Source organism: Cedecea sp. VD22, from assembly GCF_037150195.1.
GTDB lineage: Bacteria > Pseudomonadota > Gammaproteobacteria > Enterobacterales > Enterobacteriaceae > Cedecea.
Genome location: NZ_JBBCPX010000001.1, coordinates 462685 through 485267 on the forward strand (window position 1 = coordinate 462685; position 22583 = coordinate 485267).

The 22583-nt window shown below is 56.2% G+C and carries 22 protein-coding genes; 15 read left to right on the forward strand and 7 right to left on the reverse strand.

The window, feature by feature from the left end; genetic code table 11:
• The gene (clpS, locus tag WFK85_RS02250) at positions 1 to 321 is read right to left on the reverse strand and encodes an ATP-dependent Clp protease adapter ClpS (RefSeq protein WP_008461103.1); all 321 of its coding nucleotides are present in this window, start codon (positions 319 to 321) and stop codon (positions 1 to 3) included.
• A 323-nt stretch (positions 322 to 644) separates the two neighbouring features.
• Here clpS and cspD point away from each other — a divergent pair, with 323 nt between their 5' ends.
• Positions 645 to 866, forward strand: coding sequence for a cold shock-like protein CspD (gene cspD / locus WFK85_RS02255; RefSeq protein WP_008461102.1), 222 nt, complete (start codon positions 645 to 647; stop codon positions 864 to 866).
• 77 nt (positions 867 to 943) lie between these two features.
• Here the strand turns inward: cspD and macB are convergent, their stop codons facing one another.
• Together macB and macA are read right to left on the reverse strand one after the other, a co-directional pair.
• The gene (macB, locus tag WFK85_RS02260) at positions 944 to 2890 is read right to left on the reverse strand and encodes a macrolide ABC transporter ATP-binding protein/permease MacB (RefSeq protein WP_166875463.1); all 1947 of its coding nucleotides are present in this window, start codon (positions 2888 to 2890) and stop codon (positions 944 to 946) included.
• Complete coding sequence (gene macA, locus WFK85_RS02265) at positions 2887 to 4002, reverse strand: macrolide transporter subunit MacA (RefSeq protein WP_336708521.1); 1116 nt, start codon at positions 4000 to 4002, stop codon at positions 2887 to 2889. Before macA ends, macB begins: the two co-directional genes overlap by 4 nt.
• A 142-nt stretch (positions 4003 to 4144) precedes the next feature.
• Here macA and WFK85_RS02270 point away from each other — a divergent pair, with 142 nt between their 5' ends.
• The gene (locus WFK85_RS02270) at positions 4145 to 5092 is read left to right on the forward strand and encodes a DUF535 family protein (protein WP_166995474.1); all 948 of its coding nucleotides are present in this window, start codon (positions 4145 to 4147) and stop codon (positions 5090 to 5092) included.
• Positions 5093 to 5113: 21 nt separating this feature from the next.
• On the opposite strand, the gene WFK85_RS02275 is transcribed toward WFK85_RS02270, so the two are convergent.
• The gene (locus tag WFK85_RS02275) at positions 5114 to 6769 is read right to left on the reverse strand and encodes an ATP-dependent endonuclease (protein ID WP_336708524.1); all 1656 of its coding nucleotides are present in this window, start codon (positions 6767 to 6769) and stop codon (positions 5114 to 5116) included.
• Between the two features lie 410 nt (positions 6770 to 7179).
• Here WFK85_RS02275 and aqpZ point away from each other — a divergent pair, with 410 nt between their 5' ends.
• The 4 genes from aqpZ to hcr all read left to right on the forward strand — a co-directional run bounded on the left by aqpZ (position 7180) and on the right by hcr (position 11691).
• Positions 7180 to 7875: an aquaporin Z gene (gene aqpZ / locus WFK85_RS02280; protein ID WP_039291469.1), complete on the forward strand. Its 696-nt coding sequence runs from the start codon at positions 7180 to 7182 to the stop codon at positions 7873 to 7875.
• A gap of 144 nt (positions 7876 to 8019) precedes the next feature.
• A complete protein-coding gene (locus WFK85_RS02285; protein WP_336708526.1) occupies positions 8020 to 8919 on the forward strand; it encodes a lysine exporter LysO family protein in 900 nt (299 codons plus the stop codon).
• A 141-nt stretch (positions 8920 to 9060) separates the two neighbouring features.
• On the forward strand, positions 9061 to 10713 hold the full coding sequence (gene hcp / locus WFK85_RS02290) for a hydroxylamine reductase (protein ID WP_336708528.1): 1653 nt from the start codon (positions 9061 to 9063) through the stop codon (positions 10711 to 10713).
• Positions 10714 to 10722: 9 nt separating this feature from the next.
• Positions 10723 to 11691: an NADH oxidoreductase gene (gene hcr / locus WFK85_RS02295; RefSeq protein ID WP_336708530.1), complete on the forward strand. Its 969-nt coding sequence runs from the start codon at positions 10723 to 10725 to the stop codon at positions 11689 to 11691.
• Positions 11692 to 11726: 35 nt separating this feature from the next.
• Here hcr and WFK85_RS02300 read toward each other — a convergent pair whose 3' ends face one another.
• Complete coding sequence (locus tag WFK85_RS02300; protein ID WP_336708531.1) at positions 11727 to 12158, reverse strand: DoxX family protein; 432 nt, start codon at positions 12156 to 12158, stop codon at positions 11727 to 11729.
• Between the two features lie 150 nt (positions 12159 to 12308).
• Here WFK85_RS02300 and poxB point away from each other — a divergent pair, with 150 nt between their 5' ends.
• The 4 genes from poxB (at position 12309) to WFK85_RS02320 (ending at position 17663) form a co-directional block, all read left to right on the forward strand.
• Positions 12309 to 14030 (forward strand): ubiquinone-dependent pyruvate dehydrogenase, encoded by a 1722-nt coding sequence (gene poxB / locus WFK85_RS02305; RefSeq protein ID WP_336708532.1) that lies wholly within the window; start codon positions 12309 to 12311, stop codon positions 14028 to 14030.
• A gap of 65 nt (positions 14031 to 14095) precedes the next feature.
• A complete protein-coding gene (gene ltaE / locus WFK85_RS02310) occupies positions 14096 to 15097 on the forward strand; it encodes a low-specificity L-threonine aldolase (RefSeq protein WP_336708533.1) in 1002 nt (333 codons plus the stop codon).
• Positions 15098 to 15112: 15 nt separating this feature from the next.
• A complete protein-coding gene (locus tag WFK85_RS02315) occupies positions 15113 to 16564 on the forward strand; it encodes an SDR family oxidoreductase (protein WP_336708534.1) in 1452 nt (483 codons plus the stop codon).
• 88 nt (positions 16565 to 16652) lie between these two features.
• Complete coding sequence (locus WFK85_RS02320) at positions 16653 to 17663, forward strand: NAD-dependent epimerase/dehydratase family protein (protein ID WP_008461085.1); 1011 nt, start codon at positions 16653 to 16655, stop codon at positions 17661 to 17663.
• Here WFK85_RS02320 and WFK85_RS02325 read toward each other — a convergent pair.
• Positions 17660 to 18490: an N-acetylmuramoyl-L-alanine amidase gene (locus tag WFK85_RS02325; protein ID WP_166995464.1), complete on the reverse strand. Its 831-nt coding sequence runs from the start codon at positions 18488 to 18490 to the stop codon at positions 17660 to 17662. The two genes, WFK85_RS02320 and WFK85_RS02325, sit on opposite strands and share 4 nt — an antisense overlap.
• Positions 18487 to 18810 (reverse strand): heavy metal-binding domain-containing protein, encoded by a 324-nt coding sequence (locus WFK85_RS02330; protein ID WP_166995462.1) that lies wholly within the window; start codon positions 18808 to 18810, stop codon positions 18487 to 18489. The genes WFK85_RS02325 and WFK85_RS02330 overlap by 4 nt, the downstream gene beginning before the upstream one ends.
• A gap of 108 nt (positions 18811 to 18918) precedes the next feature.
• On the opposite strand from WFK85_RS02330, the gene WFK85_RS02335 reads away from it, so the two are divergent.
• From WFK85_RS02335 to artM, 5 genes are all read left to right on the forward strand, one after another.
• Positions 18919 to 19443 carry a lipoprotein gene (locus WFK85_RS02335; protein WP_166995460.1) on the forward strand — a complete coding sequence of 175 codons (525 nt, stop codon included), beginning with the start codon at positions 18919 to 18921 and terminating at the stop codon, positions 19441 to 19443.
• Between the two features lie 227 nt (positions 19444 to 19670).
• Positions 19671 to 20399, forward strand: a complete 729-nt coding sequence (artP, locus tag WFK85_RS02340) for an arginine ABC transporter ATP-binding protein ArtP (RefSeq protein WP_008461079.1) — start codon at positions 19671 to 19673, stop codon at positions 20397 to 20399.
• 20 nt (positions 20400 to 20419) lie between these two features.
• Complete coding sequence (gene artJ, locus WFK85_RS02345) at positions 20420 to 21151, forward strand: arginine ABC transporter substrate-binding protein (RefSeq protein WP_008461077.1); 732 nt, start codon at positions 20420 to 20422, stop codon at positions 21149 to 21151.
• Positions 21152 to 21159: 8 nt separating this feature from the next.
• Positions 21160 to 21876, forward strand: coding sequence for an arginine ABC transporter permease ArtQ (gene artQ / locus WFK85_RS02350; RefSeq protein WP_008461075.1), 717 nt, complete (start codon positions 21160 to 21162; stop codon positions 21874 to 21876).
• Positions 21876 to 22544 carry an arginine ABC transporter permease ArtM gene (gene artM / locus WFK85_RS02355; RefSeq protein ID WP_008461074.1) on the forward strand — a complete coding sequence of 223 codons (669 nt, stop codon included), beginning with the start codon at positions 21876 to 21878 and terminating at the stop codon, positions 22542 to 22544. The genes artQ and artM overlap by 1 nt, the downstream gene beginning before the upstream one ends.
• Positions 22545 to 22583 lie beyond the last annotated feature (39 nt).

Below are 22583 nucleotides of genomic sequence, written 5' to 3' on the forward strand. Positions count from 1 at the left end.
TCAGGCCTTTTCTAGCGTACACAGCAACGGGTACTCGTTCTCCCTTGCATACTGGTTCACTAACGCCACTTTGGTTTCCGCTACTTCTGCAGTAAAGATGCCACAGATAGCTTTACCCTGATAGTGAACCGTGAGCATCAACTGCGTGGCACGTTCAACATCATAAGAAAAGAACTTTTGCAGTACGTCAATAACAAATTCCATTGGCGTGTAGTCATCGTTCATCAGTATAACTTTATACATGGAGGGCGGTTTTAGCGTTTCGCGCAGTTTATCCGCCGCCATTTGGTCAAAGTCCAACCAGTCGTTCGTCTTACCCATTGCGATTTATCATCGTTTGTTGAAGCCCAACATACTGTCAGGCAAGGCCTTATATTGAGTGTAATACGCTTTTCGCAAACGTATGACAACGTATTCGATCCCGTAACGAATCTCCGTAAGCGAGCTACATCACATTAATAGCAATAGCGTTAACTGCTTCAAATTTTTGACTCATTGTTGCCTTACCTGCCCCGCCAGACGCTTGACGCAGTGTATAAAATATCTACATTGTAGCGGGGTGAGTTGGCGAGGTTTTGAACAGCCCGCCCTTACCCACCGGTTGATTCCATCTCACTATTAAGAGTTACGAAGGATGTCGAAGCATGGAGACGGGTACTGTTAAATGGTTCAATAACGCCAAAGGGTTCGGTTTCATCTGCCCGGAAGGCGGCGGCGAAGACATCTTCGCTCACTACTCCACCATTCAAATGGACGGGTACAGAACGTTAAAAGCCGGACAGCTTGTCAGGTTTGATGTGCATCAGGGACCTAAAGGCAACCATGCCAGCCTGATCGTTCCCCACGAGGCGGAAGCGGTCGCGTAGTTCCCCATTAATTGTGTACATCCCGCAAATAAAATGCCAGCCCATAAGGCTGGCATTTTTATGACCAACCGCCGGGATTACTCACGAGCTAGTGCATCGATGGGGTTCAGGCGCGCCGCGTTTCTGGCCGGCAACCAGCCAAAGAGCACCCCCGTGGCCGTGGAGCAGCCAAACGCGGTCAGCAGCGCCACCGGCGAGAAACCTATCTGCCAGCCCGGCAGCACCAGCTGCAGCGTGAACGCGATAACCAGCGACAGCGATATCCCCAGCGCGCCACCGACCAGGCAAACCAGCACCGCCTCAATTAAAAACTGCTGCAGTACATCGCTGGCTCGGGCGCCCACCGCCATACGGATACCGATCTCTTTGGTACGTTCAGTGACCGACACCAGCATAATATTCATGACCCCAATCCCCCCAACCAACAGCGAAATAACCGCTACCAGCGTCAGGAACATCTGAAGAGTACGTGTGGTCTTTTCCGCCGTTTTCAATAGCCCGTCCATGTTATAGGTGAAAAAGTCTTTCTTGCCATGACGCAGCGACAGCAGGCGATTAAGCTGCTGCTCGGCTTCGTGGCTGTCGTACCCTTCTTTAACACGTACGGTTATTGAGTTGAGCCAGCTTTGCCCCATCACGCGCCCGGCCATCGTGTTATAAGGCAGCCAGACGCGCAGCACTTTGCTGCTGCCGAACATCGACTGTTTCTCTTCCGCCACGCCAATCACCGTGGCCGGCATATTCCCCACCAGCACAACTTCCCCGACAACATCACTTTTGTTCGGGAATAGCTGCCTTTTGCTATTGGCGTCCAGCACCACAACTTGCGCACGGCCCTTCATCTGCTCGTCGTTAAAGCTTGCGCCCTGGCTCATAGTCATACCGTAAACATCAAAATAGTCGCCGCTGACGCCATTGACGCTGGCCGCCGCATCCACGTTGCCGTAGCGAAGGCGTAAATTGCTGGAAATAGAAGGCGTGGCCGAACTTACCCAAGGCTGCTGGCCGATAGCCAGCAAATCATCATATTTTAATGCCTGCTGGAACTGCGGATTGTCATCACCAAAATCTTTACCGGGGTAGACATCGATCGTATTGGTGCCGATGGAGCGAATATCCTCCAGCACCATCTGCTTGGCGGCATCGCCCACCACGACAATGGAGACCACCGAGGCAATGCCAATAATAATGCCAAGCATGGTCAGCAGCGTGCGCATCTTGTTCGCAGCCATCGCCAGCCAGGCCATGCCGAGCGCCTCGCGGAAACTGCTGATGACTTGCTGTATCGACGAACCGCTTCGCAGCGTTTGATTTTCAACCATCCGCGCCGCAGGCTGATGAACCGGCGGAGGATTACTGATAATTTCTCCGTCGCGAATTTCAATAATACGCTGAGCCTGCGCCGCCACGGCCGGATCGTGAGTCACAATAATCACCGTATGCCCGCGCTCGCGCAGTTGCTTCAGCGTGGCCATCACTTCTTCGCCGGAATGACTGTCCAGCGCACCCGTGGGTTCATCCGCCAGAATCACCTGCCCGCCGTTCATTAACGCACGGGCGATACTGACGCGCTGCTGCTGCCCGCCCGAAAGTTGTGACGGCAGATATTCCACCCGCTCCTTTAGCCCCAAACGCCCAAGCAACTCATGCGCCCGCTGCTGACGCTGGGCTCTCGTTGTCCCGGCGTACACCGCTGGGACTTCAACATTTTGCGAAGCATTCAGATGAGAAAGCAGGTGATAACGCTGGAAGATAAAACCGAAATGCTCGCGACGCAGCGTCGCCAGCGCATCGTTATCCAGCCCCGACACATCCACGCCCGCGACCTTATAACTGCCGCTGCTGGGTTTATCCAGGCAACCGAGGATGTTCATTAGCGTCGATTTACCGGAACCGGACGCACCGACAATCGCCACCATTTCCCCGGCTTCAATCGTCAGGCTGATGCCCTTCAGGACCTCAACCTGCTCTTCACCAGAAGGATAGCTGCGGCGAATGTCCTTTAATTCAAGCAGCGCCGTCATTTGCTACTCCCGGCATTGGCGCGACCAGTCACCACCTCTTCGCCTTCTTCCAGCCCATTAACGACCTGAACCTGGGTGTCGTTTCGCATCCCGATAGTTATTTCACGGGTTTTGGTTTCCCCGTTGCGCAACACCGTGATGTTATAGCGATTATCACCGATCGGTTCGCCCAGCGCGGCCAGCGGAATCGTCAGTACATCTTTTACGCTGCCGAGTTGAATATGCACCTGAGCGGTCATATCCAGGCGCAGAATGCCCTTCGGATTCGGCACCTCAAAACGCGCATTATAGAAAATGGCCTCATTGACTTTGTCTGGCGTCGGCAGGATATCTTTCAGCACGCCTTCATAGCGCGTCATCGGGTCGCCAAGTACCGTAAACCAGGCTTTCAGGCCCGGTTTGAGATGGATAACATCGGCTTCAGAGACCTGCGCTTTCACCAGCACCGTGCTTAAATCCGCCAGCGTCAGAATATTTGGCGCCTGCTGCGCCGCAATCACGGTTTGCCCCTGCAGCGTCGTTATCTGCGTCACTTCCCCCGCCATTGGCGCGACGATACGGGTGAACTCGAGGTTAGTTTTCGCGGTGCTCAAAGAAGCCTGATTGCGCTTAATTTGGGCGTCAATGGTGCCAATCTGAGCCTGTTTTACCGCCAAATCGGTTGCCGCTTTATCAAGATCCTGGCGGGACACCGCCTGAGTTTTTGCCAGCGTCTGCTGGCGGGAAAGTGTCACCGCGGCAAGCTTACTTTCAGCTTCGGACTGCATACGCTGGGCATGCAGCTCCATCAGCGTGGCCTCAACCTCTTTGACCTGGTTTTCTGCCTGTTCGGGATCGATAACCCCCAAAAGCTGATCTTTTTTTACTTTATCGCCGATGCTAACTGACAGCGTTTTTAACTGCCCGCTCACCTGCGCCCCGACGTCAACTTTGCGCACGGCATCGAGCTTTCCGGTGGCCAGAACGCTTTGCTGAAGCGAAGCCTTACGCACGATCATCGTTTGATATTGTGGGGCTGGCACATGCAAAAACTGCCAAAGCCAGAGGAAAAATATCACCACCAGCAGCGCGTAAAGCCAATAACGTTTTTTAAATTTTCCCTTAATTTTCATATAAATCCTGAAATAGCTAGCGCATGATTAAACGGTTCTTAAACAAACTGCACAATGTGAAGATATGTAACAGTTATTGAACGTCGGTTGACATCCGGCGTGCTGAAATAGTGCCATCTTTCCCGAATATCAGGTTGTTATTATGTCCCAGATCGCTGCCGCGCATGTTACCGAAGCCCTGCCTCAAACAGGCTGGAAACTCTTCCTTTCCCTCGCGACGGGGGAATGGCAGCCGGGAGCATCCTGGGGCAAGAAGGCTTACCGCCGCAAGTTTATTTTACGCTCACTGGCGATGCCTTTGCACACCGTCAGCCTGATGAACAACCTCGCAAGCCAGCCTCATCTTGCCAGCATGCTGAACGCTCAGCCTGGTCTGCCTTGCCGCCTGCATCGCCCTTACCTTGCGCTGCCGCTAAAACGCAAGCATACGCGGGATACTATCGCTTACCACTACCAGAAAATTGCCGAGAAAATGCCGAAAAAAATGCTTAACGGGCATTTCTCTGCAGAAGGTTACCGCCTGGCCACGCTGGTGGGTAAAAACAACGAGCTGATGTTTATCGATCTCACCTCTCACGATATTGAAGGTAAAGAAGGCGAAGCCTTCCTGAACTTCTGTAATGAAGAGGGCGTTCCCCTGGCGCGTATGACCTTTACTCTCAACCAGTTTGAAGGCAAGAACACCTTCTTTATTGGCTGCCTGCAGGGAGCCAAAACCTGGGTGCCTCATGAAGCCATTCAGGCTGCCACAAAGGCTTGCCACGGGCTGTTCCCGAAACGCATGCTGCTTGAGGTTGCCTGTGAACTGGCGAAGCTTCTCGACGCAGAGCGCATTCTGGCCGTCGGCAACGGGACGCATATTTACCGTTCATGGCGCTACGAGAAGAAGAAAAAAGACAGTCTACATGCGGACTATGACAGTTTCTGGCAGTCTATGAGCGGTGAACCTCGCGCCGACGGCCTGTTTGCCCTGCCATCCAGCGTGGAACGCAAACCGCTGGAAGACATTGCCAGCAAAAAACGTGCAGAATATCGCCGCCGTTATGAATTGCTCGACGGCATGATGAACAGCATCAACGGTCATTTCTAGATCTGCATTTCCAGCCGGGCGCTAATCCGCCCGGCCACGCGCCAGCCAAAGCACCCGCGAAAACATTTTACGAAACAGCGGCGGAACCGCATCCACGCCGCGACGCCCCGCCTCCAGAGCCACTTCGATAGCTAAATCCGGCTTTGACGAACGATGAATAGCTTTCGTAATAATCCTGCGCAAATTCATCGGCACATTTTCGGGCAACTGAGCCACGCGATGAAACACATCCGAAAATCCCTGCCGATACATAAAGTGTTCCATATCCAGCGCAGGCAGCGCTGTAAGATGATCGCGCTCCTGATCCCGGTCATTGTCCAGCAAGCCGCGTACGGTTGCCGCATATTTTTTACCGGCATCATCCCCGTCCACCAGCACATGCCATTCAATGCCCATCCGGCGAGCGAACTTAATCAGCGGGCGCAGGCCAGATTGTGCAAACTCGATGACCTTCACGCCTTCGGCATCAAAATGGTGCCCACACTGGCGCGCCAGTTCGTTCATCACCCACACTTCGGTCTCGCCTTCCACCAGCAGCCAACAGCGGGCAAAGAGTGACGACGCGCGATTAAAACGAATGTGGAAAGCAATTCTCCGGCTCTCTTCCGCGTTCATACCGCCCGGTCCAAGCCGCCACGCGGCCACTCGGGAGGATTCACGCACCAGCCGGCAAACCTGTTCTACCGGCGTCAGAGAGAGCAGCTCTCCGGAATTGGTCGTGGTAATTTTTTGTAGCGGCAGCAGATTCAGCAGGTGCCAGGCGACAGACAGCATAATCGGATGCAGCCGGGTTTCAGGATCTTCCACCAGCAGCAGCGGGCGAGCGTCCCTGTCGAGCGCAATGCTGCCCTTCGCCTGTAGCAACGTGGAAAACATGCCCAGCAGGATCATGCGGTGCGAACGGCTGCCTGGCTTGTCGATCATCCGGTTGATCACATCCAGATAGCGCCAGCTGCGCTGCTCATCATGAGAACGCCGCCGCATCAGGCGTTGGTGGGCTATCGCGCCCTGCTCAGAGAAATAGTGTTCAAGCAGCTGTACCATGGCCGACAGCCCTTGCCGCAGCTGCGCATCGGTGAGGTTTTGCGGCCTTGATACCAGCTCTCGCGCCAGGAAATCCAGCTGGCGCGCGGTCAGCTCCGTTTCCGGCATTTCGGGCATGCTTCCGTTGCGCAGCCGCCGCATGAATCGGGCATCTCTGAGGCGCAGCACCGGGTTCAGCCGCGTGATATTCATCGCCATGTCGTCAATTTCGTCCAGCGCCAGCGGCTTCCCGTGGGCATTGAGAAAGCTTCTCAGCGTTAAAACCGTCCCTTCATCCCCAAGCTCTCCTTCCAGACGGTAATAAATACGATGGAAGCCGTCGTTCCCCGCCACCCAAACCGGGGAAAGGTTACGATACCGCCGCCCTAAATGGTGGCCAGGCGCCGCCTCGCGGAAGGTCAGGATGATTTGCAGGTGACTTTCACGGCCATGCAGCTCGCCGGGGGGAAAATAGAAATCTTCGCGAACAAAATGGTACAGCTCCCGGTGCGGGGAAAGTAGCAAAGTCAGCGCATCTAACAGGCTGGATTTACCCCAGGCATTTTCGCCAATCAGCACGTTGTTTTGCTCAAGCATTAACGACAAACGGTTAATACCGCGAAAACCAACCATCTCAACTCGCTCGAGAAACATACCGCCTCCTGTGCATCCGCTTTCATCCAGCGTCCTTTTCGAGTATAGCGGCAACCCGGAAGGCAATGTAACCACACAATGTCAAAGCGTTACGCGATAAACGCACGCCGCCTTTACCATAATCAATTCGTGCTGAGGCGTATTTTTTTATTATCCGGAATATTCTTACTTCATTCAAAGATAACCTATACTTCTGCTACCTCTCCTCAAAAAAGGAATAACACCTCATTGCCCTAAATCAAAAAACTAGAATTTATTGTACTGGTGGCGAAATGGCGAAATACCTAATATTAACGCGCATTTAATATTACTTTCGTCATTCACTTGATGACGGTGAATTAGCGACAGTCAGGGTCATGTGATTTAGCGCGTGAACCTTGCATTGTTTCTGGCTTTTATCAGAGGTGGTTATGTTTAGAAAATTAGCAGCCGAGTTCTTCGGGACATTCTGGCTGGTATTTGGTGGCTGTGGTAGCGCAGTATTAGCGGCAGCATTCCCGGAATTAGGCATTGGCTTTGTCGGCGTCGCGCTGGCATTTGGTTTAACCGTGCTGACCATGGCTTTTGCCGTCGGCCATATTTCCGGTGGTCACTTTAACCCGGCCGTCACACTTGGCCTCTGGGCCGGTGGCCGTTTCCCGGCTAAAGAAGTGATAGGCTATATTATTGCCCAGGTGATTGGCGGGATTGTCGCTGCCGCTATCCTTTATTTAATCGCCAGCGGTAAAGCAGGCTTTGATGCCGCAGCCAGCGGTTTTGCTTCTAACGGCTACGGCGAACATTCTCCGGGTGGATATTCCATGCTGTCCGCCATTGTGATTGAAATCGTATTAACCTGTGGATTCTTGATTGTTATTCACGGTGCAACGGACAAATTTGCTGCACCGGGTTTTGCGCCAATAGCCATTGGCCTGGCATTAACCTTAATTCACTTAATTAGTATTCCGGTTACCAACACCTCAGTAAACCCTGCGCGCAGTACCGCAGTGGCTATTTTCCAGGGCGGCTGGGCGCTGGATCAACTGTGGCTTTTCTGGGTGATGCCTATTATTGGCGGGATCCTGGGCGGTATTATTTACCGCACCCTGCTGGAAAAACGCAGCTAGGCCCCGAGGCAGGCTTACTCGGGTAAGCCTGCCGTTTTCTTTTCCCCGCATAAACCTTTTTCTTCGCCCCTACTCGACTCAATTCCTTTCTTTCGGTAGTGTGACATCCGTCGTAACATTTTAACTACAAGGACTGTCCCTCCCATGCTGTCAGGATTACTTATTATCCTGGTGCCGTTGCTCGTCGGTTACCTGATTCCGCTGAAACAAATCCACCTGCTCAGGCTGATTCACCGCCTGCTGGGCTGGATTGTTTACGTGATCCTCTTCCTGATGGGCATTAGCCTGGCGTTCCTCGATAATCTCGCCAGCAACCTGCTGACTATCCTGCATTACTCGGTGATAAGCGTCGGGGTGATCCTGCTGTGTAACATCGCCGGCCTCTTGCTGCTGGAACGTGCTCTCCCGTGGCGGCATCAGCACAAACAGGAAAAACTCCCCTCGCGCCTGGCGATGGCCCTGGAGTCCTTACAGCTTTGCGGGGTAGTGGCTTTGGGCTTCCTGCTGGGGCTGACCGGATTTGAGGTGCTTAAATACGCCACAGAGGCCAGCGAATATACGCTTATTTTCCTGCTGCTGCTGGTCGGGATCCAGCTTCGCAACAGCGGCATGAGCTTCCGGCAAATCGTTCTCAACCGCCGCGGCATTATTGTCGCCATTGTGGTCGTTTTCAGCTCAATGGTCGCCGGGGCGATCAACGCCCTGCTGCTTGGCCTGCCGATAAAAACAGGTCTGGCTATGGCCTCTGGGTTCGGCTGGTATTCGCTGTCCGGGATCCTGATGACCGAGTCCTACGGGCCGGTGATTGGCAGCGCAACCTTCTTTAACGATCTGGTGCGGGAATTACTGGCTATTATGCTTATCCCGGCTTTGGTGCGCCGCAGCCGCTCAACGGCTCTGGGCCTTTGTGGCGCCACCTCGATGGACTTTACCCTGCCGGTGCTGCAGCGCAGCGGCGGTGTGGAAATCGTGCCTGCCGCCATTGTGCACGGATTTATTCTTAGCCTGCTGACCCCGCTGCTCATCGCCTTCTTCGCCGCCTGATACCTCTCTGGCGGTAGCCTGCTGCCGCCAAAGTTGAGCTATATCAATCTCCCTTTAAGTTGCACCAAAAAGTCCTTTTAACCTGTTGAGCCGGAGCCTAACCTTAAACATGCATTTAAAATATAACTTTAAGGTGACATCATGTTTTGTGTGCAGTGTGAACAGACCATTCGTACCCCGGCCGGCGACGGCTGCGCCTATGCCCAGGGCGTCTGCGGTAAAACGGCCCAGACTTCCGATCTACAGGATCTGCTGATCGCGACGTTGCAGGGGCTGTCCGCCTGGGCCGTTGCCGCACGCGAACGCGGTATTATCGACCACGAGATTGATAACTTTGCTCCCCGCGCCTTCTTCTCAACGCTGACCAACGTGAACTTCGACTCCGGCCGCATCGTTGGCTATGCCCGAGATGCCATTGCCATGCGCGAAGATCTGAAAATCCGTACGCTGGCTGTCGATCCTGCGGCCATCGTCACTCACCCGATGGCAGAGCTTCAACTGGTCAGCAGTGACCTCGGTGAACTTCAGCGCCAGGCCGCTGAATTCATGCCAAATCGTGACAAAGCCGACATTGGCGAAGATATTCTCGGCCTGCGCCTGCTGTGCCTGTACGGCATGAAAGGCGCCGCCGCTTATATGGAACACGCATATGTGCTGGGCCAGTACGACAACGATATTTACGCCCAGTACCACAACATCATGGCGTGGCTCGGCACCTGGCCTGCGGATATGGGCGCGCTGCTGGACTGTTCCATGGAAATCGGCCAGATGAACTTCAAAGTGATGAGCATTCTGGATCAGGGGGAAACCGGCAAATACGGCCATCCAACCCCAACCCAGGTTAACGTACGCCCGGTTGCCGGGAAGTGCATCCTGATTTCCGGCCATGACCTGAAAGATCTCTATAACTTGCTCGAGCAAACCGAAGGCACCGGCGTGAACGTCTACACCCACGGTGAAATGCTCCCGGCGCACGGCTATCCAGAACTGCGGAAATTCAAACACCTGGTCGGCAACTACGGCAGCGGCTGGCAGAACCAGCAAACGGAATTCGCCCGCTTCCCAGGCCCTATTGTCATGACTTCCAACTGCATCATCGACCCAACCGTGGGCTCGTACGATGACCGAATTTGGACCCGCAGCATCGTCGGCTGGCCGGGCGTCAGCCACCTCGAAGGCGACAATTTTAGCCCGGTGATTACCCAGGCCCAGCAAATGGCCGGTTTCCCGTACAGCGAAATCGAACACCTGATCACCGTCGGCTTTGGCCGCCAGACGTTACTGGGTGCGGCAGACACGCTCATCGATCTGGTTAGCCGCGAAAAACTTCGCCACATCTTCCTGGTCGGCGGCTGCGACGGCGCACGCGGAGAACGTAACTACTTCACCGACTTCGCCACCAGCGTGCCGCAGGACTGCCTGATCCTGACCCTCGCCTGCGGTAAATACCGCTTCAACAAGCTGGATTTCGGCAACATCGAAGGGCTGCCGCGTTTGGTGGATGCCGGCCAGTGCAACGACGCATATTCAGCGATCATTCTGGCAGTCACCCTCGCAGAGAAACTGGGCTGCGGCGTGAACGACCTGCCGCTGAGTCTCGTGCTCTCCTGGTTTGAGCAAAAGGCGATTGTAATTCTGCTCACGCTGCTGTCGCTCGGCGTCACCAACATTGTCACCGGGCCAACCGCGCCGGGTTTCCTGACGCCAAACCTGCTGGCAGTGCTGAACGAGAAATTTGGCCTGCGCGCCATCACCACCGTTGAGCAAGATATCCAACAGTTAATGAGCGCTTAAGGAGCAGCCATGACCATGCCAACGCCGCTGTGCCCGCACCGTATGCAGGTACACCATATTCACCAGGAAACGCCGGATGTCTGGACGCTGTCGCTGATCAACCACGACTTCTATCCCTACAAAGCCGGGCAATATGCCCTGGTGAGCATTCGCAACGGCAGCGAGACGCTGCGGGCCTATACGATCTCTTCCACTCCGGGTCTGAGTGAGTTCATCACGCTGACGGTACGGCGCATCGACGGCGGCGCTGGCTCAGAGTGGCTGACCGGAGAAGTGAAAGTCGGCGACTACCTGTGGCTGTCTGAAGCCCAGGGCGAGTTCAGCTGTGAAAACGTCGTGTCGGAGCGCTATCTGCTGCTGGCGGCGGGCTGCGGCGTCACGCCGATTATGGCCATGCGCCGCTGGCTGGCAAAACACCGCCCGCAAGCGGACGTGCAGGTCATCTACAACGTGCGCTCCCCGCAGGACGTGATTTTTGCTGACGAATGGCGGCATTACCCGGTCACGCTGGTGGCAGAAAACAACGCCACCCACGGCTTTATCGCCGGGCGACTGACTCGCGAGATCCTGGCCGCGGTGCCGGATATCGCCAGCCGGACGGTTATGACCTGCGGGCCTGCGCCTTATATGGACATGGTTGAGAAAGAAGTGAAAGCGCTGGGAGTCACGGCGTTTTATCGGGAAGTGTTCTTCACGCCAGCCGCTGCACCCTCAGCGGGCGGCCTGAAGTTCACCACGCTCCAGCCGATGCGTGAGTTCTACTCACCGGTGGGCAGCACGCTGCTTGCCGCGCTGGAGAGCAACAGCGTGCCGGTGAATGCCGCCTGCCGCGCCGGAGTTTGCGGCTGCTGTAAAACAAAAGTGGTTTCTGGCGACTATACCGTCTCCAGCACCATGACACTGACGGAAGAAGAAATTGCCAGCGGCTTCGTGCTGGCATGCTCCTGCCATCCACAGAGCGACCTGGTGCTCGCCTGATCTAAACAGGCACCTTCACGGTGCCTTTTCTTTTTCTACCGCCAGGCCGACTTGCCAAACGCGTAACGCCCTGCGCCGCAAAAGACTATCGCCAGCGCGCCGAGGAAAAAGTACATCAGGCTTTCAACGCCCCAGGCCCCGGTTTTATCCAGCATGAAGGTTTCCCCCACGCCCACCAGCAGCCAGGCCACAATCATCGTGCACGCCAGCCCAAGCGCGGACAGGCGAGTGAGGATCCCTAAAATAATCAGCAGCGGGGCAAGCACCTCACCCAGCAGCACGCCATAGGCGACAAACTCCGGGATGCCATGCGCCGCCAGCATTCCCTTAATCCCGTCCACGCCGCCAAACAGCTTGTGCAGGCCGTGAAACAGCATCAGGCCGCCTACCGCCAGACGCAGTAACAATTTTCCCAGATCGTCTTTGTTTAGCGCGCCATTCACTGTATTTAACAATTTAGTAACCATATGAATTGCCACCCTTTTAAAATGATAACGAGAATAATTTACGCTTAATATTTGCTAACAAATAGCCCCAATTTTAGGGAGGCCATTCCCTGCCGTTACGCAGAATTGAACTAAGCTTGTAAGCGCTATCACACTGGACAAGGAAAACCGATGAAACAATCCGTAGCGGCCTGGCTGGCCAAAACCCTTGAGAGCGCGGGCGTGAAACGTATCTGGGGCGTCACCGGCGATTCCCTGAACGGCCTCAGCGACAGCCTCAACCGGATGGGCACGATTAAATGGATGCCAACTCGCCATGAGGAAGTGGCCGCTTTCGCCGCCGGGGCCGAAGCGCATCTCACCGGCGAGCTTGCTGTCTGCGCCGGTTCATGCGGGCCAGGTAACCTGCACCTGATTAACGGCCTGTACGATTGCCACCGCAATCACGTGCCCGTTCTCGCCATTGCAGCCCATATTCCCTCCAGCGAAATTGGCAGCGGCTACTTCCAGGAAACGCATCCCGAAGAGCTTTTCCGCGAATGCAGCCACTATTGCGAACTGGTTTCTAACCCGGAGCAGATCCCGCAGGTATTGGCGATTGCCATGCGCAAAGCCATTCTGAACCGGGGCGTTTCCGTGGTGGTACTGCCCGGCGACGTGGCGCTCAAACCCGCGCCAGAGCATGCCACGACGCACTGGTATCCTGCACCGCCGCCCATCGTGGTTCCCCCTCACGATGAGCTTAAAAAACTCGCCCAACTTCTGCGCTACAACGACAATATCGCCCTGATGTGCGGCAGCGGCTGCGCTGGGGCACATACTGAGCTGGTGCAGCTGGCGGCAACCCTGAAAGCGCCCATTGTTCACGCCCTGCGTGGCAAAGAACACGTTGAGTACGACAACCCTTACGACGTTGGCATGACCGGATTAATAGGCTTCTCATCCGGCTTCCACACGATGATGAACGCCGACACGCTGATCCTGCTCGGCACCCAGTTCCCCTACCGCGCGTTCTACCCGACGGACGCAAAAATTATCCAGATTGATATCAACCCCGGCAGCATAGGCGCGCACAGCAAGGTCGACATGGCGCTGGTGGGCGATATCAAAGCCACGCTGTCCGCCCTGCTGCCGATGCTGGAGGAGAAAACCAATCGCAGCTTCCTCGACAAAGCGCTGGAGGATTATCGCAAAGCGCGTGAAGGGCTGGATGAACTGGCCAAACCCTCGGAAGGCAAGCAAATTCACCCGCAATATCTGGCGCAGCAAATAAGCCATTACGCCGCCGATGACGCCATTTTTACCTGTGACGTAGGCACGCCCACCGTCTGGGCCGCGCGCTACCTGAAAATGAACGGCAAACGCCGCCTGCTGGGCTCGTTTAACCACGGGTCAATGGCTAACGCTATGCCGCAGGCGCTGGGCGCCAAGGCCACCGCGCCCGATCGCCAGGTGGTGGCGATGTGCGGTGACGGCGGCTTCAGCATGCTGATGGGCGACTTCCTGTCCGTAGCACAAATGAAGTTGCCGATTAAAATCGTGGTGTTCAACAACAGCGTGCTCGGTTTCGTGGCGATGGAGATGAAAGCCGGGGGCTACTTCACCGACGGTACCGAACTGCACGACACCAACTTTGCCCGTATCGCCGAGGCCTGCGGCATTACCGGCATCCGCGTTGAAAAATCTGAGGAGCTGAACGCTGCACTGGAACGGGCCTTCAGCACCGATGGCCCGGTGCTGGTCGATGTTGTCGTCGCCAAAGACGAGCTGGCTATCCCGCCGCAGATCAAGCTGGAGCAGGCCAAGGGGTTCAGCCTGTATATGCTGCGCGCCATCATCAGCGGGCGAGGAGATGAAGTGATCGAGCTGGCGAAAACCAACTGGTTCCGGTAAAAAAGAAGGTTGCCTCAGGCGCCCGGATAACCGTCCGGGCGCAGCCTCTCGATAAAGGACCCGTCATGATCGATTTACGCAGCGATACCGTTACCCACCCTTCCCGCGCCATGCTGGAGCAAATGATGGCCGCCCCGACCGGGGATGATGTTTACGGCGATGACCCCACTGTTAACGAGCTTCAGGCATACGCGGCAAAAATCAGCGGGAAAGAAGCTGCCCTGTTTTTACCTACCGGCACGCAGGCCAACCTCGTAGCTTTGCTCAGCCACTGCGAGCGCGGCGAAGAGTACATCGTTGGCCAGGCCGCACATAACTACCTCTACGAAGCTGGCGGCGCAGCGGTGCTGGGCAGCATTCAGCCTCAGCCCATTGAAGCGGATCGTGACGGCACGCTGCCGCTGGATAAAGTGGCGGCAAAAATTAAACCGGACGACATTCACTTCGCCCGCACTAAATTGCTGAGCCTTGAAAACACCCATAACGGCAAAGTGCTGCCGCGCGAATATATCCAGCAGGCCTGGGAATTCACCCGCAAGCACAATCTGGCTCTGCACGTAGATGGCGCACGTATTTTTAACGCCGTGGTGTCCTACGGCTGCCAGTTGGAAGAAATTACTCGCTACTGCGACAGCTTCACCATTTGCCTGTCGAAAGGTCTTGGCACGCCGGTGGGATCCCTGCTGGTGGGCAGTAAAGAGTACATCAAACGCGCTGTACGCTGGCGCAAGATGACCGGCGGCGGTATGCGTCAGGCCGGTATTCTGGCGGCGGCAGGCCTGTATGCGCTGAAAAATAACGTCGAACGGCTGAAAGAAGACCACGACAACGCCCACTGGCTGGCAGGCGAGCTGCGCGAAATCGGCGTCGATGTGATGCGTCAGGACACCAACATGGTCTTTGTGCGCATGACGGCGGAAGAAGCAGAAGATTTAGGGCCCTACATGCGTGAGCGCGGCATCATCCTCAGCGCAGGTCCGGCAACTCGGCTGGTCACCCATCTGGACGTCACCCGCAGCCAGCTGGCTGAAGTCGTCGCCCACTGGCGCAGCTTCCTGCAAAACTAACGGGACTCAGGGACGATGGCAGAACCTCAAAGGATAGTGGTCCTCGGCGCCAGCGGCTACATTGGCCAGCATCTGGTGCCGTTACTCGTGGCGGCGGGACATCACGTCACCGCCGCAGCCCGCCGCATTGACTGGCTAAAAAAACAGCCCTGGCCAGGCGTAGAATGCCGGCACGTAGATTTGCACTGGCCGCACCGCCTGGGTGCCCTGCTCGAAGGGGCGGATACCGTCTACTATCTGATCCACAGCATGGGCGACGGCGATAATTTTATGGAGTTCGAACGTCAGGCGGCGCTGAACATGCGCGACGCGCTGACCGAACATCCGGTCAAGCAGGTCATTTTCCTCAGCGCTTTGCAGGCCAAAAGCGGGCAAACGCATTCAAAGCACCTGAAAGCCCGGCAAATCACCGCAGATATCCTGCGAGATTCCGGCGTTCCTGTCACCGAACTTCGCGCGGGGATTATTGTTGGCGCGGGCTCGGCGGCCTTCGAAGTCATGCGAGATATGGTGTACAACCTGCCGGTGCTGACGCCGCCGCGCTGGGTTCGCTCCCGTACTTCACCCATTGCTTTGGATAACCTGCTGCACTACCTCGTCGCACTGCTGGACCATCCGGCCACAGAACATCGCCTGTTTGAAGCCGCCGGACCGGAAGTTCTGAGCTATCAGCAGCAGTTCGAGCGCTTTATGGCTATCAGCGGCCGCCGCCGCCCGCTGATCCCCGTGCCACTCCCCACCAGCTGGATTTCCGTGTGGTTTCTGAATGTCATTACCTCGGTGCCGCCCGGTATTGCTAAGGCGCTGATTCAGGGTCTGGAACACGATTTGCTGGCGGATGACCGTAGCCTGCGCGAACGCATCCCGCAGCAGCTCATCAGCTTTGACGACGCCGTGCGCCTGACGCTGGCCAACGAACACCGGCTCGCCAACTCCCAGGACTGGGGCTACGATGCCCAGGCGTTTGCCCGCTGGCGACCTGACTACGGTTTTTTTGCTAAACAGGCGGGCTGCACGCTGGCCACCCAGGCCTCACTCTCTTCGCTCTGGCAGGTGATCAACCAGCTAGGCGGTAAAGAAGGCTACTTTTTTGGCAATGCGCTGTGGAAAACTCGGGCGCTGATGGATTTGCTGGTCGGGCATCGGCTTGCTAAAGGGCGGCCTGATAAAGCCACGCTGGAAGTGGGCGACACCGTCGATAGCTGGAAAGTGATTATCGCTGAACCAGAAAAAGAGCTAACGCTGCTGTTTGGTATGAAGGCCCCAGGCCTGGGGCGGCTGTCGTTGACCTTGCAGGATGATGGCAAGCAGCGTCGGCTGGACGTCAGAGCCTGGTGGCATCCTCACGGCTGCGCCGGTTTGATCTACTGGCTGGCGATGATCCCCGCCCATTTATTTATCTTTAGGGGAATGGCGCGGCGAATTGTTCATTTAGCGGAACAAAACTCGATCAAAAAGAGAAGTTAGCTCCTAATCTTTCAGTATTCCCATTGCATGCGCTGCCGTTTCACGGAAAAATGCGCAGCGTTAATCCAAAACATAACGAGTTGGTCACATGAAGGTACTGGTCACGGGCGCCACCAGCGGTTTAGGCCGAAACGCGGTCGAGTATTTACGCGCCAGAGGCATCAGCGTTCGGGCCACCGGGCGCAACGAAGCGATGGGCAAACTGCTGCAGAAAATGGGCGCTGAATTTGTCCATGCCGACCTGACGGAGCTGGTCTCTTCCCAGGCGAAAGTGATGCTTGCGGACGTCGACACGCTCTGGCACTGCTCCAGCTTCACCTCGCCGTGGGGAACCCAGCAAGCCTTCGACCTCGCCAACGTCCGCGCCACACGCCGTCTGGGCGAATGGGCCGTGGCCTGGGGCGTGCGTGACTTTATTCATATCTCGTCGCCGTCGCTCTACTTCGACTACCACCACCACCGCAACATCAGCGAAGATTTTCGCCCGGTGCGCTTCGCCAACGAATTTGCCCGCAGCAAAGCCGCCAGCGAAGAGGTGATTCAGCTGCTGGCGCAGGCCAACCCGAACACCCGTTTTACCATTCTGCGCCCGCAAAGCCTGTTTGGGCCGCACGACAAAGTGTTTTTCCCGCGCCTTGTGCAGATGATGCGCCACTACGGCAGCGTGCTGCTGCCGCGCGGCGGCGATGCGCTGGTGGATATGACCTATCTGGAAAACGCGGTACACGCGATGTGGCTGGCGACACAGAAACAGAATTTACCTTCTGGCCGCGCCTACAACATCACCAACATGGAAGCCCGCCCGCTGCGGACCATCGTGCAGAAGCTGATCGACGAGCTGGGCATTAAATGCCGCATTCGCTCGGTGCCGTACCCGATGCTGGATATCATCGCCCGCAGCCTGGAGCACTTTGGCAATAAGTCTGCCAAAGAGCCGGTGCTCACGCACTACGGCGTCTCCAAGCTGAACTTCGATTTAACGCTGGACACCACGCGTGCGGAAACGGAGCTGGGCTATCAGCCTATCGTCACCCTTGATGAAGGCATTCGCCGTACCGCGCTGTGGTTGAAAGATCACGGCACGCTGCACCGGGGCTAACCCTGGCCGTATTTCTCCAGTAATGCCTCGGCGATCGCCAGGCTTTCCGCATCCGCCTCGCCGCTGTAGTTGGCCGGGCGGAAGTGCATCTGGAAGGCGGTAATCACTCTTTTCTGCTGCGCCTCGGTCATGCCCGGCAGCACTTCGTAGCCATACCGGGAAAGCACATCCAGCAGCTCGGATTTATCCACAGGCTGCAGCGGGCCGCGGCCGTTAAGATAAAACGCCACTCTAGCGGCGTCCGGCCATGCGCCAATCCCTTTTTCCGCAAATTGCTTCCAGGGGAACAGCGGGCCAGGATCAACCTTGCGCTGCGGCGCGATATCCCCATGAGCGACCACGTTCTGCGGCACGATGTTATAGCGCGCAATAATCTGCTTCGCTAAATCCTCAAGCACCGCAATCTGCGGCTGGCTGAAGGGGTAAAAGCGCTGAACACCGCCAACCCGGGTATAGCCCTGGTTTTCCAGCTCAATACCTACGGACGTGTCGTTAATCCGCGTAGCCCCTCGCCAGAAACTGACCCCGGCATGCCAGGCCAGCTGCTCTTCCGGCACCAACTGCCAGACAACGGGTTTCCCGCCGGACAGCGGCGGCTCGGCGGGAACAAGATAGTGGGCGCTGACGTTACGATCGGTCAACGTGGAAAGCGAACTTGAAAAATCATCCGCCGTGTAATGGATCACCAGAATTTTCACCCGCGGATAAGCGGCCTGAGCCTGATGCAGGGTGTCCACTTTATAGCTGCCTCGATCGACAATCCCTTTTTGCCCGGCGCAGCCCGCCAGTAACAGCGCCAGGGCAAGCGCTAAGATCCTGGTTTTCATTTGCGCGTTTTCACCGCCGTCCCGCTGACGCAAACCATCAGCATACTGCCGTCCTTGCCGACGGTTTCATAGTCGATATCAATCCCGACCACGGCGTTAGCGCCCAGGCTTTCGGCCTGTGCCTGAATTTCACGAAACGCGATGTCCCGCGCTTTGCGTAACTCTTTTTCATAAGCCCCGGAGCGGCCGCCGACGATATCGCGAACCCCGGCGAAAAAATCGCGGAAAATATTGGCACCCAGGATAGCTTCCCCGGTCACTACGCCGCAGTATTCAGTAATTGTGTGGCCTTCCAGGCCTGGCGTCGTTGTAAACTGCATCACGTTCTCCTCTCTTTGCCATCAACATGTTAGCCCGGCAATCGCCACGCGATTTTGAGCCAATACGCTATGCTAAGGTAGTCCTCCTGAGAAAATAAGGAAATAAAAATGCGCAGCTCAGCTTTGGCTCTTCTCCCCTGTGCGCTGGTGTTGTCGGCCTGTACCACCGTCACTCCGGCCTTCAAAGACATCGGCACCCGCAGCGGCCCCTGCATCAGCGGCGGCCCGGATGATGTCGCTCAGCAGTTCTATGATTACCGTATCGCGCACAAGGGCGAAGGCCTGAGTTCCGTTGCCGCGTTGCGCCCCTATCTGAGCGATTCCCTGTACCAGCTTCTGCAAAAATCCAGCACCTCTCCGGCGGCGCAAAGCGCGTTTACCCGCAGCGATATCTTCTCCAGCCAGTCTGAAGGCCCTGACAAAGCCAGCGTGGCTTCGGCGTCAACTATCCCCAACACCGATGCGCGAAATATTCCTCTGCGCGTCGAGCTGACCCGCGGCAGCCAGACCTGGAAAGATGAAGTGTTGATGGTCCGTGAAGGCCAATGCTGGGCAGTGGACGATGTGCGTTACCTCGGCGCGGCGAGCCATGCACCAACCGGCACGCTGCGTCAGGCAGTTGAAGGCAAATAGCGGCAATTTATTCTGACGCTATGCGGGTGGAAGAAACGTAACCCCTGTAAATAATCTGGTATATTCAGGGATCCCGGTTTTTTATACTTAGCCACCACCCGCCTCACTATTTTGTGCTAACTTTAGGCAGTGTAAGTGGTTGCTTATAAGTTTTAACGCACAAAGATTGCATAACTATTCTGTTAAAGGTACCCTTTGCGGCCTCAATTGCTATTCAACTTCAGCGCATGAGTATTCAACTAGACAGCATTAATTGCTTTTACGGTGCCCATCAGGCGCTGTTCGATATCACACTACATTGCCCGCAGGGCGAGACGCTGGTATTGCTGGGCCCGAGCGGCGCCGGTAAGAGTTCTCTGCTGCGCGTCCTTAACCTGCTTGAGATGCCGCGTTCCGGTAAGCTGAGCATTGCGGGCACAACTTTCGATTTTGCCAAAGCCCCCAGCGACAAAGCGATTCGCGATCTGCGCCAGAACGTCGGCATGGTCTTCCAGCAATACAATCTGTGGCCGCACTTAACCGTGCTGCAAAACCTGATTGAAGCACCGTGCCGCGTGCTTGGATTAAGCAAAGATCGGGCGCGTGAACGCGCCGATAAACTGCTTGAACGCCTGCGCCTGAAGCCGTACATGGACCGCTATCCGCTGCACCTTTCCGGTGGTCAGCAGCAGCGCGTTGCCATTGCCCGCGCCCTGATGATGGAGCCGCAGATTCTGCTGTTTGATGAGCCTACCGCCGCTCTGGATCCGGAAATCACCGCGCAGATCGTCAGCATTATCCGCGAACTGGCGGAAACCAACATTACTCAGGTCATCGTGACCCATGAAGTAGAAGTGGCGCGTAAAACCGCCAGCCGCGTGGTGTATATGGAAAACGGCCACATCATCGAACAAGGTGATGCCAGCTGCTTTGCTAACCCGCAAACCGATGCGTTTAAATTCTATCTCTCTCACTGATGTTGAACGGGAAAACGACAATGAAAAAAGTTTTGCTGGCCACTCTTTTAGCCACTCTGAGCCTTTCTGCTACCGCCGCACAGACTATCCGTTTTGCTACCGAAGCCTCTTACCCTCCGTTTGAGTCTATCGACGCCAACAACAAGATCGTCGGCTTTGACGTTGATCTCGCTAACGCCCTGTGCAAGCAGATCGATGCCACCTGTACCTTCACCAACCAGGCCTTCGACAGCCTGATCCCAAGCCTGAAATTCCGCCGTATTGACGCGGTAATGGCGGGGATGGACATCACCCCTGAGCGTGAAAAACAAGTACTGTTCACTAAACCTTACTATGACAACTCCGCGCTGTTCGTTGGCGTGAAGGGCAAGTACGCTGATATTGCCGCGCTGAAAGGCAAAAAAGTGGGCATCCAGAACGGCACCACCCACCAGAAATACATCACCGACAAACACCCGGAAATCACCACCGTGCCTTACGACAGCTACCAGAACGCTAAGCTGGATCTGCAGAACGGTCGTATCGACGCGGTCTTCGGCGACACCGCCGTGGTGACCGAGTGGCTGAAAGCCAGCCCGGAACTGGTTGCCGTGGGTGACAAAGTGACCGACAAAGATTACTTCGGCACCGGCCTCGGCATCGCCCTGCGCCAGGGCAACACTGACCTGCAGAGCAAATTCAACGCCGCGCTGGATAAAGTGAAACAAGATGGCACCTACAAAGCCATCTACGACAAATGGTTCCAGAAGTAATCGACTCGATGAACGAATTGTTTCCATTAGCAAGCGCCGCCGGGATGACCGTCGGCCTTGCCGTTTGTGCCCTCATCGTCGGCCTCGTGCTGGCGATGATTTTTGCCGTCTGGGAATCCGCCAAATGGCGCCCGGTGGCATGGATAGGCTCCGGGGTAGTCACGCTTTTCCGCGGCCTGCCTGAAATCCTGGTGGTGCTGTTTATCTACTTCGGCTCCTCCCAGCTGCTGCTGATACTCTCTGATGGCTTCACCCTCAACCTCGGTTTTACCGCGATCCCGGTCAAAATGGAGATTGAGAACTTTGACGTCAGCCCGTTTCTCTGTGGCGTGATTGCCCTCTCCCTGCTCTATTCCGCCTACGCGTCACAGACGCTGCGCGGCGCGCTGAAAGCGGTGCCGGTTGGGCAGTGGGAATCGGGCCAGGCGCTGGGTTTATCCAAAACTGCGATTTTCTTCCGGCTGGTCATGCCGCAGATGTGGCGTCACGCGCTGCCGGGCCTCGGTAACCAGTGGCTGGTGCTGCTGAAAGACACCGCGCTGGTGTCGCTTATCAGCGTGAATGACCTGATGCTGCAAACCAAAAGTATCGCCACGCGCACCCAGGAGCCGTTTACCTGGTATGTGATTGCGGCGGCGATTTATCTGGTCATCACCCTGCTGAGTCAGTACATCCTGAAGCGCATTGACCTGCGCGCCACGCGCTTTGAACGGAGACCTGGCTGATGCTCGAGTATTTACCGGAGCTGATGAAGGGTCTGCACACCAGCCTGACGCTCACCGCCGCTTCCATTGCCGTTGCGCTCGTGCTGTCGCTGCTGTTCACCATTGTTCTGACGCTGAAAACGCCGGGGCTGGTGCATATTGTGCGCGCCTACATCACGCTGTTTACCGGCACGCCGCTGCTGGTGCAGATCTTCCTGATTTACTACGGTCCAGGGCAGTTCCCGTCGCTTCAGCATTATCCGGTGCTGTGGCATCTGCTTTCCGAACCGTGGCTGTGCGCGTTGATTGCGCTCTCTCTGAACAGCGCCGCGTACACCACGCAGCTGTTTTACGGGGCAATTCGCGCTATACCGGAGGGTCAGTGGCAGTCCTGCAGCGCCTTAGGGATGAGCAAGAAAGATACGCTGGCCATCCTGTTGCCGTACGCCTTCAAGCGCGCACTCTCTTCTTACTCGAACGAAGTCGTGCTGGTGTTCAAGAGCACCTCGCTGGCCTACACCATTACGCTGATGGAAGTGATGGGCTACGGGCAGCTTCTGTATGGCCGCACCTATGATGTGGCGGTTTTCGGCGCAGCCGGTCTGGTCTACCTCATCGTCAACGGGCTGCTTACCTTGCTGATGCGCCTGATTGAACGCCGGGCACTGGCCTTTGAACATCGCAGCTAGACAAGCTAACAGACAAAGCGGGGCAACCCGCTTTTTTTA

Coding starts and splice junctions, on each gene's coding strand:
- macB (WP_166875463.1), bottom strand. CDS start 2,890: ATGACGGCGCTGCTTGAATTAAAGGACATTCGCCGCAGCTATCCTTCT.
- WFK85_RS02315 (WP_336708534.1), top strand. CDS start 15,113: ATGGCAGAACCTCAAAGGATAGTGGTCCTCGGCGCCAGCGGCTACATT.
- WFK85_RS02325 (WP_166995464.1), bottom strand. CDS start 18,490: ATGAAAACCAGGATCTTAGCGCTTGCCCTGGCGCTGTTACTGGCGGGC.
- WFK85_RS02335 (WP_166995460.1), top strand. CDS start 18,919: ATGCGCAGCTCAGCTTTGGCTCTTCTCCCCTGTGCGCTGGTGTTGTCG.
- WFK85_RS02270 (WP_166995474.1), top strand. CDS start 4,145: ATGTCCCAGATCGCTGCCGCGCATGTTACCGAAGCCCTGCCTCAAACA.
- clpS (WP_008461103.1), bottom strand. CDS start 321: ATGGGTAAGACGAACGACTGGTTGGACTTTGACCAAATGGCGGCGGAT.
- WFK85_RS02300 (WP_336708531.1), bottom strand. CDS start 12,158: ATGGTTACTAAATTGTTAAATACAGTGAATGGCGCGCTAAACAAAGAC.
- aqpZ (WP_039291469.1), top strand. CDS start 7,180: ATGTTTAGAAAATTAGCAGCCGAGTTCTTCGGGACATTCTGGCTGGTA.
- artM (WP_008461074.1), top strand. CDS start 21,876: ATGCTCGAGTATTTACCGGAGCTGATGAAGGGTCTGCACACCAGCCTG.
- artJ (WP_008461077.1), top strand. CDS start 20,420: ATGAAAAAAGTTTTGCTGGCCACTCTTTTAGCCACTCTGAGCCTTTCT.
- WFK85_RS02320 (WP_008461085.1), top strand. CDS start 16,653: ATGAAGGTACTGGTCACGGGCGCCACCAGCGGTTTAGGCCGAAACGCG.
- macA (WP_336708521.1), bottom strand. CDS start 4,002: ATGAAAATTAAGGGAAAATTTAAAAAACGTTATTGGCTTTACGCGCTG.
- cspD (WP_008461102.1), top strand. CDS start 645: ATGGAGACGGGTACTGTTAAATGGTTCAATAACGCCAAAGGGTTCGGT.
- artP (WP_008461079.1), top strand. CDS start 19,671: ATGAGTATTCAACTAGACAGCATTAATTGCTTTTACGGTGCCCATCAG.
- poxB (WP_336708532.1), top strand. CDS start 12,309: ATGAAACAATCCGTAGCGGCCTGGCTGGCCAAAACCCTTGAGAGCGCG.
- hcr (WP_336708530.1), top strand. CDS start 10,723: ATGACCATGCCAACGCCGCTGTGCCCGCACCGTATGCAGGTACACCAT.
- ltaE (WP_336708533.1), top strand. CDS start 14,096: ATGATCGATTTACGCAGCGATACCGTTACCCACCCTTCCCGCGCCATG.
- WFK85_RS02330 (WP_166995462.1), bottom strand. CDS start 18,810: ATGCAGTTTACAACGACGCCAGGCCTGGAAGGCCACACAATTACTGAA.
- WFK85_RS02275 (WP_336708524.1), bottom strand. CDS start 6,769: ATGTTTCTCGAGCGAGTTGAGATGGTTGGTTTTCGCGGTATTAACCGT.
- artQ (WP_008461075.1), top strand. CDS start 21,160: ATGAACGAATTGTTTCCATTAGCAAGCGCCGCCGGGATGACCGTCGGC.
- WFK85_RS02285 (WP_336708526.1), top strand. CDS start 8,020: ATGCTGTCAGGATTACTTATTATCCTGGTGCCGTTGCTCGTCGGTTAC.
- hcp (WP_336708528.1), top strand. CDS start 9,061: ATGTTTTGTGTGCAGTGTGAACAGACCATTCGTACCCCGGCCGGCGAC.